The organism is Mesorhizobium vachelliae (assembly GCF_033977325.1).
Classification (GTDB): domain Bacteria; phylum Pseudomonadota; class Alphaproteobacteria; order Rhizobiales; family Rhizobiaceae; genus Mesorhizobium; species Mesorhizobium vachelliae.
In genome coordinates this window covers 156,396-172,160 of record NZ_JAVIIR010000012.1, presented here as the reverse complement: position 1 = coordinate 172,160, position 15,765 = coordinate 156,396, and the positions used below count along the sequence as shown (strand labels likewise).

The window sequence follows — 15,765 nt, the reverse complement described above, 5'->3', positions numbered from 1 at the left end:
TCGATATGACTCGTGGAAAGGACTTGTATGGTGGAGTTGGCTGTAAAATTGAAACAGCTGCGAATGCGAAGCGGAAAGTCGCTGCAGGAAGTGGCCGATGCGGTAGGGGCCTCGAAGGCTCATGTGTGGGATCTCGAACGCGGCGCGAGTAAAAACCCATCGTTGACCCTTATTAGGAGCCTGGCAGACTTCTACAGGGTAGGGGTAGCGGATCTGGTGGGTGAAAATCCCCGGGCACCGGAGGAAGATGCCGAACTGGTGGCGATGTACCGCAATCTTAGCGAGCTTTCGCCCGGTGACCGCGAAACCATCGCGCTACTGATGGAGCGGTTGAAAGCCAGTCGGAAACCATGACGGTCAGCCGAATCGATCTGGCCGATGCGGCCACTCCGGAAAAACTTGTTCTGGAGATTCTCAAGAACGAGCCCGGCCTCGCGATTCCTGTGCCGATCGAGGCTCTTGCCCGGCAGCTCGACATTGTCGATATCCTTCCGCTTGAAACAGACGGCTATGAGGGCGGGCTGATTACGCCCGTCGACAAGTTCAACGGGTCGATCCTGTTCAACCAGGCTAGCCCGCGGCGACGGCGCCGCTTCACGATCGCCCATGAGCTCGGCCATTTCCTCATGCCGTCCCACGTCCCGTCGGCTGAGGGACGGTTTTTGTGCCGGTTGCAGGATATGCTGGCGTTGAAGGCCAACGAGGCAGACCGCCGCATGAAGATGGAAGTCGAAGCGAACCGCTTCGCGGCAAATATTTTGATGCCGGCCCCACTTTTCCGAAAAGATGCGGCGGCGGGCAAGGATCCCGATCTTAGCCATCTGGTCAAGCTTGCCGACAAATACGATGTCAGCAAGGAAGCGGCCAGCCGCTCGTATGTGCGCTACCGGGAGGAGCCGGTGGCGGTGGTGATTGCCCGTCACGGCAAAGTCCTTCGGGTCTACGGTGACTATGCCAAGTTCCCGGGTCTTTCGGCTGAACGGGCCCGGCCGGTCTCTCCCTATTCGCTGCTGCGCAGACGAACCCATCAGGAGGGTGTACCGAGCGACATCGATGAGACCGATGCGGGGGTATGGATAGACGTCCAGCGGGGCCGCAAACCGCCCGCCCTCTACGAGCAGGTGCTGCTCCAGCGTGACGGTTTCGCGATGATCATGCTTTCGATGAACCCGCCTGATGAGGATGAGGAAGACCCGGAAGATGACTTGACCTCGGCTCAGCGCCTCAGGCGAAGGGTGGATCGCTGATAGACCGAGTATCGGCTCGCTGGCGCAGAATTGCTGCCCAAGCTGGCAATGGCAACACCGACCTTCGCGTATTACAAAGTTTATTCTTTATTTACCAATGGCGATTACGCTCTTGGTATGAGCAAAAAAATCATCTCGTTTCGTCTCGCCGAAGACGACTTGGCCATACTCGATGAGACCGCGCAACGATTCAATATGAGCCGGTCAGACGCCCTTAGCGCTGCCCTTCGCGCGTTCAACAATGATTACGTCAACGAGAACGGTACATTCGTGCGGCGCACTCCTTGGTGGCTTCAGACGCTCGGGGACGACACCAAGTGACAAAACTGGACGTCAACAGGCTGGTCTTGGTTACTGCGCTGATCTTGCTGGTGGTGATTGCCGCTGGATCTGGGTATCGGCTGGAGATCGGACCCTATGGCCTAACTTTCGAACGGGGCAACAACGCGAACACCGATCAGGCTAGTTTGCCCGACACTCGCACCCCACAGTCGGAGCCAAAATCACTTGGCATGGTGACCGGGTCAGCTAAAGCGAAGTGAACCTAAGGTCGCTTGTTTCAAATTATCTGCTTCAGCCATCTGGCGAAGGCGATCACGTTTCAACTCTGAGTAATTTTCAGAGCGCAGAATACTATGATCAGGCTTGATGCCGCCGAGCTGAATTCGGGTAGGGATGGGAGGGGAATGCTCATGGATTGGGAACACTTGCTCAGCAGCGAACGTTTGGGAGACACTGGTTACCAGGCGAAGCCAAATCGTTCCATCTTTGTGCAGGACTACGATCGGATCATATTCTCTGCACCGTTTAGGCGGCTTGCAAATAAGACGCAGGTGCAACCGCTATACGAGCACGATCACGTGCACCACAGGCTTATCCACTCCGTCGAGGTTGCGAGCGTTGGCCGCTCGCTGGCGATGGCGATTGGAAACTGGCTCGAGTAGGAGAACGAGATTGAGGCCGGAGAGGCGCATAGTCTCGCGAATATTGTGCAGGCGGCATGTGTCGCTCACGACATCGGGAACCCTCCATTCGGCCACTCTGGCGAGGAGGCCATGGGGGACTGGTTTGCCGATCAATTCTCTAGTTCAAATGACCTGATCAGTGAGGTCCCAAGCGATAGGCAGCTGGCCTTCAAGAACTTTGAAGGGAATGCACAGGGGTTCCGAATCTTGTGCCGGTTGGAGATGTATCGGAATGATGGTGGGATGCGGCTTTCCAAGGCCACATTGGGGGCGTTCACGAAATATCCTGTCACGGCATCCACGCGTGAGTCCGCGGCATCGGGAACGGCCGCGGGATACGTGGGCCTCAAGAAGTTCGGTATCTTCGACAGTGAACTTGAATCGTTCCGCGGCGCCGCCAGCACTCTGGGTCTGGTGGTGGAGAATCAGGGCGATAAAACGTGGTGGCGACGTCATCCGCTGGTGTTCGTTGTCGAGGCGGCTGACGACATCTGTTACAACATAGTAGACCTTGAGGATGCTTTTACGACTGGCGAAGTGGGGTACGACGTCGTGAGAGATATACTGTACGAAGCAGCTGGTAAGCCGAACCGAGATGTTTCCACATATACCGAGGCTGAAAACATCGCGATGCTGCGTGCTATCAGCATCGGAAAGGCGGTAGAGAGTTGCGTGGAAGCATTCAAGGAAAACTACGCCGCCATCATGAGCGGGAGTTTCTCATGGTCACTCGCGGACATCTGCAGCATGAAATCACTGTTCGAACGGATGAAGAAAGTTTCAAAAGATGAGGTCTTTACAGCTCGCCGGAAGACTGAGCTCGAAATCTCTGGACGCAAGATCATATGGAATGTGATGACGGGCATATTGCCAGTCTATGAAGATCTTAGGCGATCCGGCTGGAAGGAGGCAGGATTGACGGCCCATTTTCTATGAAATCCAGCGGGTCCACACTTTCCATCATTGCCCTCGCGAGCGACAGGCGCTCTTCCAGGCGCTGCCGCCGCTCGTCGTCTGTACTCTTCAGGCGCTCTTCCGCGTCCGCGAAAAAGCGCTCTACGGTCATCGCTCTTCCCCACCTGTCGATAATTTCCGCAAGTTGTTCACGGCTGTCTGCAAGAGCCTGAGCTGTTTTCCGGGCATCCTCTTGCCTTAGGTAGCGCTCCCACTCCTCCTCTCGCTCCTTTTTTCTCTTCGCCTCGGCCTCATCTGCAGCGGTCATAAGGCGTTGGAGGTTATCCTTGACCCCTTTCACGGTCTCGACGATTCTTGGGATAAGCTTGCCGAGTGTCTCCTGCTCCGTATCCTGCCAGCTAACGGACCAATCGACGCCCCCTTTCGGCGAATAGACAACGACCCGAAAGCGTCCCGACGGCATGTCCTGGTCTGTCGTCCAGGAATGCGTCAGCTGCCAGGGCTTGGCTGACCGGATGAGCCTGCTGTCTTCGCGATGATACTCACCATTGAGGTATCGCATCGACACTCGTTCGGTCATCTCGGTGAGAGCGAGCCCGATTGGCACCGTGTCGATATAGAAGACGGTCGGCCGGTCCGGAGCCCAGATGCTTCCGGAGTGATAGCGCCCGTATTTGCGATCCTTTCGCTCCACCTCCTGTTCCTTGATGTGGATGCGATGGAGGTCATCGGCGGCTTGTGCGATGTGAACCCGGTACCCTTGTTTATGCAGCGCGAGATAGAGGTCATTGGCGATCGAGAGTGCGCGCAACAGCGCAGCTTCAGAAGAAATCAGATCCGGCAGGATCCTTTTGTAGGGTCTGAGGAACTCGCCGTCTTTGACGTCCCGCGTTTTTCGAAAATGCTCTTCGACACCGAACAATAGCGGATGATGTGCTGGCCGATCAGGTTTCGCGGCGCGCCTGGCTTTGCGTGCTGCGATTTCTTCCGGCGTCCTCTTGCGCCGTGGCTTTGGGGCTGACGGCGTAATCTCGATGGTTTCATCCGATGCCTCCGCAAGCGTCGGCAGCTCTGCCGCAAGGCCGAGGGACTTGCGGGTCCAGTAGCCCGATCCAGGGTAAGGGACCCCATATTGCTTGCATGGCGGCCAGCACTGTGCCGGAAATTCCGAGCTCCGGGGCGACTTTGCTCAGCGGCCTGTCACAGACGCGCTTATAAAGCTCCAGACGTGTCAGTTGCATTAGCGATAGGTCTCAGTTCAATCGCGACCGATATCGTTCTGCCGGATAACGGCAGGCGCTGGATCTCGCCGCTTGTCCCCGACTTATCAGCGGTTTGGATAATTTTTGCGACGGCGGCGCTGGTCAGGCCACCCTTTTCGATGTTCGTCTTTTGTGCTTCGAAAGTCGCATAAAAGGCAGTCTGGAATTTGCAGAAATTTCCAGAAAACCGCCACCCTCTTCACGGTCTCAGATCGCGTCGAACCTGCCGGCATCGCCAAAATCCGCGGACGACTTTCCTTGGATCGGGGTTGCGCGGTGTCAGAGTCGCTTCGGCATCCAGGCTATGCATTGTTCCAGGCGTTCCAACCTAGCCTTTTGCGAACGAAGCTGGTGACCTACGTTAAGCAGATTGGATTTGCCTTTGGAACCAGCCGCATTGATCAATTCGGATTCGAGCAAAGCTATCCGATCGCGCATCTGCTGAGCCTCCGTCAATCGTATTTCTCTAATCCAGCCTAGGCCGCGCATATTCAACGATCACCATCCATGCAGCGTGGATTAGCATCCGAAAACTAACGCCAGCAGATCCGAAAAACTCGCATTTTAAGCGTTGCTAAAATTCGCCGCGCTGTCCTACGTTTGCACGCGTTCCCGACCGCAGATGACAGCACCTCTTTTCTCGCCCTTCTAGTTTCAGAATAATCTTAATTGACTTGGTAACGGCTCTTTCAGAGCCTCTAGCTAAAGAAACAGTGCCAATCTCCAAAGAAACAACATGACGCCTCGCGCCAAGCGTATTCTAGGCAAATCAATAGTCGTGACGATAATTGCAATCGTCGCGACCTTTGCTCTGTCGTTCACGGCAAGACTCGCCTTGCACATGCCGATCGATTGGCTGAGCTGGGTGGAATGCACCCTCATTCCCATCCTGATTGGAATGCCCGTCGGCGCCTACATCTTCGCCCAGTCGGAAACCATCCAAGACACCTGTGACAAGTTGGAGAAGTCGTATGCAGCCCTGAGAGAGACCCACGACAGGCTGGCGTTCGTGACTAGCCACGACCCGATGACGGGGCTTCTTAGCCGCGGCGGATTCATGGCAAGGATGGACAGGAAGCGCGATGAGGGTGAATACGACACGCTTCTCGTTATCGACCCCGATCACTTCGCCTTGTTCAATGACAAGCACGGACATTCCAAAGGTGACGAGGCCTTGGTTCGAATCGCAAAAGCGCTTGTCTATCTGACGCGCCCTGGCGATTCAATTGGGCGCCTTGGGGGCGAAGAGTTCGGGGTCCTGCTGCGAGGGGTCCGCAAAGAGCAGGCAATGACCATGGCGGAGAACATCCGCCGTCTTATCGAAGGGATGCCCTGGATCAAAGGACAACAGGACGATCTAAAGGTGACTGTCAGCATCGGGGGTGCGGAAATCCCTCCCAATGCAGATAGTCAGGATATCCTTCGCACAGCAGAACGATGCATTTTTGAAGCGAAACAGCGTGGCCGGAACCGCGTTTCGTTCGACTACGAAGCAACCAGATTCCGAGTCGTGACTTCATAGCCGACCTCGCTTCGGGCGGGTTCCTTCGGGTGCGGCGCTACTCAGTAAATCAACCATCGTGAGTTCAAAACGAGAGCCACACGCCGCAACAAATTGCCTTAAACGGAGCGCATCAAATTCCTGATGCCGTGCCAATCGGAAGCTATAGTCTTCGATTTGTACCAGGCTGCCTCAACGCGAAGGCGGTTGTCGGTTGCGATGATCCGCCGCTGTCCCCCAGCAAAGGCGGCACTCTACGAAATCCATGATTTCCCTCGGGCGCGACGCGGCTCCTTCCCATCAAGCCGTCATCGCCGTGACAACACATGCTGCGATAGTCGCAACCGACCTCGATCAGTGGCCTCTTACACAGACAAGCCGTTCAGCAGGTCGGAGGAAATGAAATGAACGCCGAAGTTTTCAGCAGCCCCATCTTCGTGAGGCGTGCCACGGTTATCGTGCAAGAGATTGCCGGCCTTGCGGACGCAATCGATTTTCTCGATGAATGGCCGGAAGATCGCAGAGACTTGATCCATCAAACCGCCCTTCGGGCGTGCTTTGACGCCCACGACGGGCACAAGCCTATAGGCGCGGCCCACAATGCCTTTCTCGGCTTTGCGAAACGGGCCGGGATTTTGGAAGACCCAAACTCCGCGATGCAATGGGTCGCTGCCTGCAAATCGGGAAGCGGAAAGGTGCAGGTGTAGACTGGCGCTTGGGTGAGATTGGTCGAAAGAAGGCAGCGCCGAGCCTTGGAAGCCGGCGCAACACAAATTCGCCAGTTCCATTGTGGCGCAGCCGGCGCGCCACTCGCCTTGCCGATGGCCGAGTTCATCGCCTTGAAGCAGAGCGGATGCGACTGGCGAGGCAGGTCAGGCGATCTTAATATCCGCTGCTCGGGAGCTCGCTGAATGGCGTCCTTCGTGACCTTTCGACGGCAGGGACGGCCAGACGGGGTAGGACCTTAGCCGAATCCCGACCTGACCCAAATCAATTCGCGCAGAATGGTTCGATCCAATCGCCACTTGCTCTGGACGCAGGCTGTCGACAGCACAGGTCGGCGATCCCGTTACGCGAGACGCGATGTCTCTTCGAAATACGCGCCGATGATGGAGGCGACACTCTTGCGGGCAACCGGCGGGCTGAACAGGAACCCTTGCAACTCGCCGCATTTTTCGGCGCGCAATGCCTCCAATTGCACGACCGTCTCCGCCCCTCGGCCGTGGTATCGATGCCGAGGTTGGTGCCGAGGCCGATGACGGCACGGACGATGGCGAGCGACTCTGGACACCGGCCGATCTCGCGGACAAACGACCGGTCGATCTTGAGGCGGTTGAATGGAACCTGCCTGAGGTAGCTCAGGCTGGAGTAGCCAGTGCCAAAATCGTCGAGCGCAATGCGCACGCCGAGCGATCGAAGTTGCTTGAGAATGGCGAGGTTGGTGCTGCTCTCGGCCAGCAGCACCGACTCCGTGATCTCAATCTCCAACTGGTGCGCCTCCAGCCCGCTGCCGGCCAGGGCCAGTCCTCCTCCGACGAGATTCCCTTTGCGGAACTGCACCGGCGAGACGTTGACGGACAGCACCAGATCGCGCGGCCAGGTTGCCGCCTCCCGGCATGCCATCGCAAATACCCAGCGGCCGAGTTCGTCGAGTTTGCCGGTTTCCTCTGCGATCGGGATGAAATCCGCGGGCGACACCATGCCGCGGCGCGGATTTTGCCAGCGCAGCAGGGCCTCGAACCCGCGGAGCTTTCCGGTTTGCGTCCGGATGATTGGCTGGCAATGCAACTCGAACTCGCGTTCGATCTCGGCGCCGCGCAGCTCTATCTCCAGCGCACGCCGCTCGCGCTGGCGCATGTCCATCCCGGCTTCGAACCAGCGGAAGGTACCCTTGTCCGATTGCTTCGCTCGACAGAGGGCGAGATCGGCGCATTTCAGTAGGCTGTCGATGTCGGCGGCGCCGTCCGGGACCAGCGCAGCGCCGATACTCGCGCCGATCACTATCTCGGCGCCGTCGACCTGAAGCGGCGGAGTGATCGGGATGTCAAAGCCAGTTTATCTTGCAGCTGGAGCCGTCCGCCGCCGACCGGGCTAGGCAACCCTGACCATCTCCATCCGGTCGGCGGCTTGCGTCTTCGTACTTTGCAAATATTGTAACTTGCGAACGAAGTAATAATCGCATTTATAAGTTGGCTACTTTGTCCAACTTTAAATAGCTTTGACAAAAATGTAGCCAATCACTTGTTCAGTTTCGGGAGACCCGAATGTCGTTTTGCCTACCTGACGGCCCCAATGTCGCCGTATAGGGCACGCCGTCAATGGTGAAATTCGTCTGCGGCCGAGACGAGCTCGGCAACACTTCCTTGTAGTGCATTCCGCGCATCAGGTCCATTGACGCCCGTTGATTGCCGTGTTGCCAGCCCGAGACGTAGATGTTTAGCTCTGGCACTGGAGGCGGCGCGTAAGGCATGTATGGTGCCCCAAAGATCGACGCTGCGGCGCCTTGCTCCCACGATGGGCCTGGCTGATTGACGCTGGGCGCCGGTGAAGGCGCACCCTGCCAAAAACTCGACGAGTTGGCCCCCCAATTCTGGGGCGGCGCCTGGTTCCATTGATCGACGCCCGCCCAAACCTCCGCCGAATTGTGACTGGGCGGTGGAGAGGCGCCGCGCCACCCTCCCTCCGCCGCATCATACGAGTCCCAAAGCTGGTCTTGATTGTAACTCGACACCCGCGGCGGGGACGACTCGTGCTCTGGCTGTCTAGCGCTACCCTCCGCAGCCCCCGACGTACCCTCCCCAAGAGTCTGACGGTAGTTCTCAATCATGCGCAGCCCTGCCGCGACCCGCTTGTCACCCCCACAAAGTTCCTGGGCATAATTCTTGAGCGCCTCGCCGCTGACTCCACAGAGAGACAAGCCGTAAACGCTGTGAAGCCTGTCAGATAGCTTCCGGAGCCCGGAACCATATTCGACCACGGTATGACCCGCTATAGTGTTACCAGCCCGAGCGAAATCACCCGCCCTCTGGATGAGGTCATCGTCTCCAGGAGCGAACTGATACCGCCTCCCAGTGCCCGCCTGCGACGAACCCTCCCCGGAAGTCCCACGGTACCGCTTAAGCATGTTCAGCCCCTTCACGACTTGGCTTTCACCTGCGCACAGTGTGCGAGCATAGCTCTTTAGCGACTCGCAGCTGAGGCCAGAGAGAGACAACCCATAAACGTCGTGAAGCCTTTCAGATAGTTTCCGAAGGCCTGAACGGAACTGATCTACGGCCGCACGCCCAGATCTCTGCAACTCCATATTACCCGCGCTCTGGATGAGGTCCTCGTCTCCAGGGGCGGCCCTATACCTCCTCCCATGATCCGGAACGTTCGGCTGGGCCGCCCCTTCGAGGTGCTGCTCAAAGTGGCCTTGCGCAGCCTCCTCAGGTTGTTCCGCCTGCCCCGCCTGCTGCTGCGCCGCCAAGGCGAAGTACGCGTTCGGATCGAATCCAAATAGATTGAAGTTGCTCGGGTCCATCATAGTCTCCTAAGGTGCATGCATCACGTATGCATGGGCCCCAGACGCTACTCTGGTTAACTGTCCAAGAACTGACGAACGCCTACGGTCCTTCAGAAAACTGGACCAGTCCTTTTTGTCTGGTTCTTACTGCGCGCAATTAGCTCTAAGAATTCATATCGGTAGCACTCTCCGGTATCGAGTGCTAAAAAATTCGTGCCGCCCTCTGGAAATGCGTGTTTCAGATGATATGGGGCGAGCGGCGAGGGTGTGGCATCCTTCGGCGCTCCAAGATCATCCAGCAGAAGGAGCGTCCCCATGTCGCAATCTTTTGACGCGAGCCGGTCCCTTACCGCTCTTGAACAAGATAACACGATCGTCGCCGTCATCGAAATGAGCAAGGCGAAGTGGCTGGTCGCCGCGCTGGTTCCGGGCTTCAAGCGCCAGCCGCTCAAGAAGCTCGATGCCGATGCGCCAGCTCTGTTGAAACTGCTGCAGCGCTGGCGCGACGAAGCCGGCCAGGCCGGGCACCCGATCAAGCGCATCGCCGTCGCCTATGAGGCGGCTGGCGACGGCTTCTGGTTGGCGCGCTGGCTGCGGGGACAAGCCATCGAGGCCTACACCATCCACCCCGCCAGCGTTGCAGTGTCGCGCGAGCACCGCCGCGCCAAGACCGATCGCCTCGACACTGAGCTATTGATGCGTGCCTTTCTTGGCTGGCTGCGCGGCGAAAAGCGCCATTGCACCATGGCGGCGATCCCGACCATGGAAGAGGAGGACTCGCGGCGACCGAGCCGCGAGCGCGAGCGCCTGGTCGGCGAGCAGACGCGGCTCGTCAACCGCATCAAGGCGATCCTCGCCCGCTTCGGCATCCGCCACTTGCGGTTGAGCCTGCGCCAGGCTGCGGACAGGCTCGAGGCCATCCGTACAGCTGAGGGGACGGCGCTGCCGCATAACACCCGCGCCGAGCTCCACCGTTTCCTCGAGCGGCTCAGCCTGGTGCGCCAGCAGATCCGCGCCATCGAACAGGAACGGGAGCGCAAGCTCGCCACCGGCCCGGCGGCGGAAAACGACCCGCACGCGATGGTTCGCCTTATCGCACGCATCATCGGCATCGGCGTCGAGACGGCGGACATGTTGGTCCACGAGATCCTGTCACGCGGCTTGCGCGACCGCCGCGCCGTAGCGCGCTATGCCGGGCTCACCGGGTCGCCGGACGAGAGCGGCCAGCGCCGCCGTGAGAGGGGGCTGGCACGTGCCGGCAACGCCCGCGTGCGGCGCGGCATGATCCAACTGGCGTGGCGGTTTCTGAGCTTCCAGAAGGACAGCAACCTCGCCCAATGGTTCCAGGCGCGCACGAGCGACGGCCGCAAAACCACACGTAAGACGATGATCGTGGCACTCGCCCGCAAGCTTTTGATCGCCCTGTGGCGTCTCGTCACCACCGGCGAGGTGCCGAACGGCGTCGTCTTGCGTTTGGCATCATGAGGGCACGTGGAAAAGGAGAACAACGCATACCCCAATTGGCGGGCCTTTAGCAGGGTTTGCTGATGACGATCCGAGGTGGCGGCAACCCGAGGAATTACATGGTCTTTGAGCCGCGTTTCAGAATGGGCCCGCCGCCCGGAGCTTCGCCACCGATGCGCATGCTGCATCATGGTCGGATCATCGGGATCCACCGCATACAAGTCTGCCGCGCGACCTCCGCGCCTGCTCATGGCGAGCTCGCCTCGGAATCCATCAATGGGTCCCGCAGGAAGGCCCCACCCCGTGGCTAGGCAGCCTGCCGCCGTGCTCGTGACCGTCAAAGACAAGTCGCTTCGCGATGGCCTGCAGCCATCCTTGACCGTCACTGCGCGCGGCGGTCAGTCAGAAGGCCCAAAGGCCCGGGAGGAGGAGATGGTCGCCAATCGGGCCGAGAAGGAGATGAGGAAAACGAACCAGGATCAAGCTTGACAAATCATAGCCCCATACAGGTAATTCCCGGACAGCCTTTTCGCTAAATCTAGCACAGCGGTGGCGGACGCGGCATTATGACTCGGGCGTGTCGGGTTGAGGTGGGTGGCGGTTTGGCGTGCGGCATGATTCCATCAGACCATGTCGGAGCCACCCGATTCTCGAACGCTGACCCCTGCGGGCCTGCTCGACGTGATCGTGGCAGTTGCGGGCGGAGGTCGCCGGGCTTCGCGCCGCTAATGCGGTTCTGAGGGATGAGATACGGCGTCTGAAAGGTCTACCGCCGCGCCGACGCTGAAGCCGAGCGGGATGGAGCAGTCGTCCAAGCGGAGCTCGCCTGCGGCAACGGGTCCGAAGCGGGTGGTCCGCTATGGTTTTGCCCCGGTTACTCCCAGCCGACGACAGATAATTCTGGGCTCGGGCCCTCACGGCAACAGATAATTCCGGACGTTACATCACAGAACAGTTTCCAGCCGCCAGGGCGGCTTGAGCTGCTCGGAACAGGCAAGGGAGATACGATGGGTCCCTTTAGCAATATCAATCGGTCCCACGTCTCAGATTTCGCCCGCACAGACGATGCAGGCTCGCAACAGCAGCAGACCAACCAGGCGCGTTTTCAGGAGCATCTGAACGCGTTGCAGCCGGGCCAGCATCGGCAAGCTGTTCCAAACAGCCGTCTTGCCAGGCGGCGGACCGGCTCAAATGCAGATGCGGTTGGACCGAGGATGCTGCAAGAGGAGGGCGCCGGGGAAGGCGGTTCGCACTTGCCCTTTGCTCCACCAGCTCACTCACCTGCGCAGAGTTTTGACCAGGACGAGCTCTTTGCCGCCGCCGACCGCGCCGGGCCGTTTGCGGCTGCAAGTTTCGCTTCGGCGCAGTTCTGGCAGGATGCGGAGCGGGTGGCCCAGTCACCCGCGCAAAGTGTCGATCAGCCGCGGAGCCGCGCGGCGATTGGGAACGGTTACGAAGCTTTGAGTTCCATCCCGCCGCCGCGGGTCAACCTGCCCGCTACGGGATTTGGAAGCGCACCCGATGGTGTGAGCCTCCCTCACGTCGTCGCGGACGCATATCGGCCTGCGGCCAATCAACAGGGCGATCTGACCGGCGCGCGCCATACAATGCCGGCCGAGCCACCGCACCGGGTTTCCGTCGTTCAGCAAACGCGCAGTCGCAAGCGCGGCCGCGAGCACCCGGACGAGGCGCTTTTTGCCGCCTACCGTGCCGAGGCCGCTAAAACAGCCAAGGTGGGTGAAAGCTCGATTGCTGGCGATATAACGGCGCTGCGCAAGTTCAGCATATGGCTTGACGAGAACCACCAGAGCCAAATCAACGGTCGGATTGAGGATGGGCAGCTGGTCGGTCTGGTGAAGGACTTTGCGGGCAACGATGCCGTACTACTGGGCGACACCAAAGTGGCGTTGGAGCACAAAGACATCGCAATTATAGCCGTTCTGCTGCTGGGTGATACGGGTGGGCTCCAGGTGGGCTCCTAGCCGTCGTGCGAGCTGTGCCGAGGGCTGGTCGTTGAGCCGCCCGGCGGAGTCTTGACGGCACGCGGGTGCTGGTCAGGCGACTGGGGCAAAGGCGGCAGCCAGGCAGGCTGCACCTCGACGACCTGAGGCACTCCAACACCGACTCGGTCATAGGGCTGTTACACAGGAGTCGCGCTGCCGATCAGCCAAGCCTCCGATCAGTCCCGAGCCGAGCTAATGGCTTCCTTCAGAAGCAGAGAGCGATCTGACGCGGGGCGTTGAGTCTCGGTCGCTACCGTCAAGTAGATCAGCGCTATACGTGGGAGTGTCTGGCGCTGATCGCCGACACCTCGCTGTCGGGCCTGCGCGTCGTGCGCGAGCTCGACACCATCATCCGCTGGCCGGTGATCCTATTTGGATCGTAGTCGGTGCAAGCCAGGCGTGATGCCGCGCGATCTGGCATCCTGGGCGAATGGTGTCGAAATTCCTGCTCGACGCCTATATTTGCTGAGTGAACGGCAGCGCGCTAGCCGGAGTTCCCCCCTTTGCGGCGTCCGCATAATACGCTTTTGCCTCTGCTTCGTCGGCAAAGGACCGCGTTGCGCGCGACTGGCTCGTGGCACGCGTGCGATTCATGACGCGCCAATGGTGGAATGGTGCGAAGTGCGGGAAGCACTGAACGAGTGGCATTCGCAGAGCCCCGTCTCCACGGTACGCCTGATGCTCGTGCAGAACCTGCTGACGGCTGCGATTACGCGCGCGCCGGCCTGAGCGGAGGTAGCGCTGGCGCTCATGCGCGGACCGGACGCCGTCGCGACGGCCATGAGCGCGGAGGCGACAAAGGTTGTTGATGCCGTGGCCGCGGACGCTGCCGGCGTCGACGTCGCCAACATCAAGGCACGGTCCTCGAATTCGTGGACGGTGAGACAGCTGCTAGTTCGGCGGACAAGATTGCGGCCAAGCTGCAGACCTCAGTCAACGAGACAAGGGCCTTGGCCCAGGCACTGGTGCCCGACGACGGTCCGGCTCATCGACCGTAAGCGACGCGAAAGATGAGGCGAGCACCGCCGAATCCGTCGGCATCGGCAAGCTCATCGAAATTTCCGACACCGACCTCGACGCGCTCGCGCGTGTCGCGCAAAGCGAGGTGGCAATCTTCGCCAGATTTGGCGATGACAGTTGCGCGGCGGACTCGCTGCCGTTGACGAGCCGCTCCGGCCGTTTCCTTCAATTGCGTTTTCTGGTTCATCCGTAAGTGAGCCGGGAATCCTGATCACCAGTTGCGCCGCGCACCATCGAAAAGTACTCGATTCAGTGCCGGCGACTTCCTTGTCGGGACGAAACGCGAAGTTGGTTCAGCAAAACCTTCAAATCATAGCATCGGCTATCGGCGTAATCTCAGTAGAACTGGCACATGCCGGCTGCGCTCGGCGTTGGTCGAGGAAGCGCGTCAATCCGCCGGGCTACTTCTCGGCCGCGACCGTCTCGTTGAGCACCGTGGCTAGATGGCAGGCCGCCGAGCGCCAGCTCCTGCACGACGACAGGCGAGAGATTGTCGAAATAGGCGTGGTCGAGGATCACCACATGCGGGTTGTCCGCCTCGGTCGACGTGCCCCTGGGCAACGCGCGATAGCGTCCTCCGCTGTTGGGCGGCCAGCCTAGAAACGGCGACCCGGGCGTGTCGCATCCAATGTCACGCGTTCCGTCTCTGCGCGCCACCTTGAACAGTCAGCCCTGTCGAGGTTCGCTTCAGGCAGTGGCGACGGGGTACCCAGCGGCCGAGATGAGGCACGACACAATGCCGTTTGAATTACCCGAGCTCGTGGATCGCAACGTTGGGAATGATCGCCTTGGCGATGTCGCATAGGTGCTGCTCATGGGTGAGATAGATCACCTGACCGACGTTGGCCATTTCGCCGAACAGCCGGAAAACTTCCTCCGATCTGAGATGAGCCACTGCTTCTTGCCATTGATGGCCACCACACGTTCGTCGAGATGCCATTTGTCGCCCAGGCAGCTGGCTGACCGTCGCTTGATCTCCGGGCGAAATGCCGTCCGAATTTCTCGGCCCAGCTTCGAATGGTGTGATGCGTGACGATGATACCGCGGGCCGACACGCTGCCGTGCGCAGGCTGAGCGGAAGGCGAAAGTAGAGCCATACTGCGTGCGCAATGAACTCGGGCGGGAAAGCGGTGGCGACGATAAGCGGATCATGAGCAACTTTCTGACATCGTCCATGTACGCACATTCTTCATCAGCCGTCAGTTAACTTTACGGGGCCTTCAGATCACCATGCTGAAGCAGAAGAAATTACCAAGGCTCTAATCGCCTGGATGACAGTTCAGCGGCAGGACAAACCTAACAATTGTCCCACACACGACAATTGTGACGCCCTGTGGGTTGAGGCTCGTGCGCGAGAGCCTTTTATCGATAAGCGACTGGACCCTATGGAACTTCCGAGTTTCTTCGAACACCTTTACATATGTGGCGCGAAAGTTGCTGTTCCCCCTTGCAGCGTGCTGACACCAGAAAGCCTGGCGTACGGCAACATGACTGGAGTGGCATCCGCCAAACCAGTTCAGGTACTCATACGGAAAAGGAATGCACCATGCAGAAGAAGATCGCAGAAACCACCACGGTCATCCGTACGACCGGCACGGTCTAAATGACCTGGCAGAGAGGCAATGCGCCACCCTCCTCAATCGAAAACGGTGAGCAATATGGTCGATTTTGTACAGTCGAATGCGTTTGCGTTGATTTCGGAGGCGGTTGGCGCCCACGCAATTACATCGGCGTGCTTTATGCGACGCTGGGCAAGCCTGGTGGCGATGCGCCGGACTATCCTGGATAGACCAGCGGATCAGGTCCTGATGGGTCGACATCCGTTTTTGGGCGTCGCGTCATTGGCGCGATACCGGATCGCCGCCACATGGCCAAAATCGCAG

General features: G+C 59.3%; 15 protein-coding genes and 1 pseudogene. 10 read left to right on the top strand and 6 right to left on the bottom strand.

From position 1 onward, the window contains the following. Nucleotides 1-27: 27 nt before the first annotated feature. From RFM41_RS23960 to dgt, 5 genes are all read left to right on the top strand, one after another. Complete coding sequence (locus tag RFM41_RS23960) at nucleotides 28-354, top strand: helix-turn-helix domain-containing protein (RefSeq protein WP_320252964.1); 327 nt, start codon at nucleotides 28-30, stop codon at nucleotides 352-354. Beyond that, nucleotides 351-1,247 (top strand): ImmA/IrrE family metallo-endopeptidase, encoded by an 897-nt coding sequence (locus RFM41_RS23955; RefSeq protein WP_320252963.1) that lies wholly within the window; start codon nucleotides 351-353, stop codon nucleotides 1,245-1,247. The genes RFM41_RS23960 and RFM41_RS23955 overlap by 4 nt, the downstream gene beginning before the upstream one ends. 30 nt (nucleotides 1,248-1,277) lie before the next feature. Then, nucleotides 1,278-1,568, top strand: coding sequence for a ribbon-helix-helix domain-containing protein (locus RFM41_RS23950; RefSeq protein WP_320252962.1), 291 nt, complete (start codon nucleotides 1,278-1,280; stop codon nucleotides 1,566-1,568). After that, complete coding sequence (locus RFM41_RS23945) at nucleotides 1,565-1,789, top strand: hypothetical protein (RefSeq protein WP_320252961.1); 225 nt, start codon at nucleotides 1,565-1,567, stop codon at nucleotides 1,787-1,789. The genes RFM41_RS23950 and RFM41_RS23945 overlap by 4 nt, the downstream gene beginning before the upstream one ends. A gap of 411 nt (nucleotides 1,790-2,200) precedes the next feature. Beyond that, nucleotides 2,201-3,148 (top strand): dGTP triphosphohydrolase, encoded by a 948-nt coding sequence (gene dgt / locus RFM41_RS23940; protein ID WP_320253017.1) that lies wholly within the window; start codon nucleotides 2,201-2,203, stop codon nucleotides 3,146-3,148. Here the strand turns inward: dgt and RFM41_RS23935 are convergent. Continuing rightward, nucleotides 3,099-4,049 (bottom strand): hypothetical protein, encoded by a 951-nt coding sequence (locus RFM41_RS23935; protein ID WP_320252960.1) that lies wholly within the window; start codon nucleotides 4,047-4,049, stop codon nucleotides 3,099-3,101. The genes dgt and RFM41_RS23935 overlap by 50 nt on opposite strands. Nucleotides 4,050-5,125: 1,076 nt before the next feature. Here RFM41_RS23935 and RFM41_RS23930 point away from each other — a divergent pair. Further along, nucleotides 5,126-5,911 carry a GGDEF domain-containing protein gene (locus RFM41_RS23930; protein WP_320212922.1) on the top strand — a complete coding sequence of 262 codons (786 nt, stop codon included), beginning with the start codon at nucleotides 5,126-5,128 and terminating at the stop codon, nucleotides 5,909-5,911. Between the two features lie 383 nt (nucleotides 5,912-6,294). Beyond that, the gene (locus RFM41_RS23925) at nucleotides 6,295-6,597 is read left to right on the top strand and encodes a DUF982 domain-containing protein (protein WP_320212921.1); all 303 of its coding nucleotides are present in this window, start codon (nucleotides 6,295-6,297) and stop codon (nucleotides 6,595-6,597) included. Nucleotides 6,598-6,880: 283 nt separating this feature from the next. Here the strand turns inward: RFM41_RS23925 and RFM41_RS23920 are convergent, their stop codons facing one another. After that, on the bottom strand, nucleotides 6,881-7,891 hold the full coding sequence (locus tag RFM41_RS23920; RefSeq protein ID WP_320252959.1) for a putative bifunctional diguanylate cyclase/phosphodiesterase: 1,011 nt from the start codon (nucleotides 7,889-7,891) through the stop codon (nucleotides 6,881-6,883). Nucleotides 7,892-9,710: 1,819 nt separating this feature from the next. On the opposite strand from RFM41_RS23920, the gene RFM41_RS23915 reads away from it, so the two are divergent. The 3 genes from RFM41_RS23915 (at nucleotide 9,711) to RFM41_RS23905 (ending at nucleotide 13,245) form a co-directional block, all read left to right on the top strand. Further along, nucleotides 9,711-10,880 carry an IS110 family RNA-guided transposase gene (locus RFM41_RS23915; RefSeq protein WP_320251625.1) on the top strand — a complete coding sequence of 390 codons (1,170 nt, stop codon included), beginning with the start codon at nucleotides 9,711-9,713 and terminating at the stop codon, nucleotides 10,878-10,880. A 986-nt stretch (nucleotides 10,881-11,866) separates the two neighbouring features. After that, nucleotides 11,867-12,841 (top strand): hypothetical protein, encoded by a 975-nt coding sequence (locus RFM41_RS23910; protein WP_320251624.1) that lies wholly within the window; start codon nucleotides 11,867-11,869, stop codon nucleotides 12,839-12,841. Nucleotides 12,842-13,098: 257 nt separating this feature from the next. Further along, entirely contained in the window at nucleotides 13,099-13,245 is a 147-nt protein-coding gene (locus tag RFM41_RS23905; RefSeq protein WP_320251633.1) for a hypothetical protein, read from the top strand. Between the two features lie 602 nt (nucleotides 13,246-13,847). On the opposite strand, the gene RFM41_RS23900 is transcribed toward RFM41_RS23905, so the two are convergent. From RFM41_RS23900 to RFM41_RS23885, 4 genes and pseudogenes are all read right to left on the bottom strand, one after another. Continuing rightward, the gene (locus RFM41_RS23900; RefSeq protein WP_320251623.1) at nucleotides 13,848-14,069 is read right to left on the bottom strand and encodes a hypothetical protein; all 222 of its coding nucleotides are present in this window, start codon (nucleotides 14,067-14,069) and stop codon (nucleotides 13,848-13,850) included. Nucleotides 14,070-14,218: 149 nt separating this feature from the next. Beyond that, complete coding sequence (locus RFM41_RS23895) at nucleotides 14,219-14,443, bottom strand: hypothetical protein (RefSeq protein WP_320251622.1); 225 nt, start codon at nucleotides 14,441-14,443, stop codon at nucleotides 14,219-14,221. Nucleotides 14,444-14,630: 187 nt separating this feature from the next. After that, a complete protein-coding gene (locus tag RFM41_RS23890) occupies nucleotides 14,631-14,777 on the bottom strand; it encodes a hypothetical protein (protein WP_320251631.1) in 147 nt (48 codons plus the stop codon). Continuing rightward, a pseudogene (locus RFM41_RS23885) lies at nucleotides 14,771-15,024 on the bottom strand (transposase family protein); the annotation flags it as partial. The gene RFM41_RS23890 and the pseudogene RFM41_RS23885, both read right to left, overlap by 7 nt. Nucleotides 15,025-15,765: the final 741 nt, after the last annotated feature.